Annotated in this window: 1 protein-coding gene and 1 pseudogene; both read right to left on the bottom strand. The window is 38.0% G+C overall.

The features are described 5' to 3' along the window. Window positions 1-292: ATP-binding protein (locus KH400_RS20760; RefSeq protein ID WP_217227897.1), on the bottom strand; the 292-nt coding region annotated here is incomplete at its 3' end. Further along, window positions 292-970: pseudogene (locus KH400_RS20755) on the bottom strand (IS21 family transposase); the annotation flags it as partial. The gene KH400_RS20760 and the pseudogene KH400_RS20755, both read right to left, overlap by 1 nt.

Genomic DNA, 970 nt, shown 5'->3' with positions numbered 1-970 from the left:
TCCAATTCAACTCCTTCAATACGTTTAGTTGTTTCTCACCAATTGCAGTCTGTTCCTTTAAGTCATAGGTATCAAACGTCAATTTTTCCGGAAATTCGGCCCATTTCATATGTCTTTCAATATTCTTTATCTCTCTACAGTTAATTTCATAGCTTAAGAGATGATGAATAAATTCATGATATGTCCAATGTTTTGATTCCGCTTCCCGTAGTAGAGAAGGCAGCTCTTTAGCCGTCTCAGCGAGACGCAGGGTACGACATTTGTCTTGTAATTCCTCAAATGGTTGGTTCATTAGTGTTTTCCTCCAGCTAAGATTTTCAAATAAATATCTTCAGAACGCTCAGGCGCGACAAGATCTTTATATTTGGGATTCAGTTCTACAGCTGAAGGAGATGTGGTTTTACTTTGAACGTGCAAGGAATGGGCTATATCTCTGAAGTCATTTGCACTAGTCATTTTTAGTTTTCTCATCTCTTCTAGGGCTTGCTCAACATTGTCGGGATATCTTTTCATCGTGTTTTGAAGAACCTTCAATTGATCTAATAAATGCCTCGGATATCGTTCTTTCAAATTCTGAATGAGCCATTGAACATTATCCTTATTAATAAACTTCTCCTCAAGTTGTTGGATGAAGATGTCCCTTTTTGATGTGCTACTTGAGCGATGAAGCGGGTCTGTAATAATCAAACCTTTCCCTTTTGAAATTCGATGCTTTGCCAAAATAGAACCTGTCTGTTTCAGCCTGATATATAAGTAATCCTTATCTGTTTGAATATAAGCAATATTAGGCGCATCCGACCTGTATGTCCCTTTAGGGACACTATAGCGGTTCCCATTAAACCGAATGACGTTGTCCTTATGGATGGTTCTTGTTATACTAGGTACGAGTATATTCTCAAATATATAGGTACCTGAGACTTTCTTTAAGTGTTGCTTTTCCAGGGCGTGCACTTCTGAAGGTCTCTTTTTT

Origin of the sequence: Desertibacillus haloalkaliphilus (assembly GCF_019039105.1) — a bacterium.
Classification (GTDB): domain Bacteria; phylum Bacillota; class Bacilli; order Bacillales; family KJ1-10-99; genus Desertibacillus; species Desertibacillus haloalkaliphilus.
This window is presented reverse-complemented; position numbering and strand designations above follow the sequence as displayed.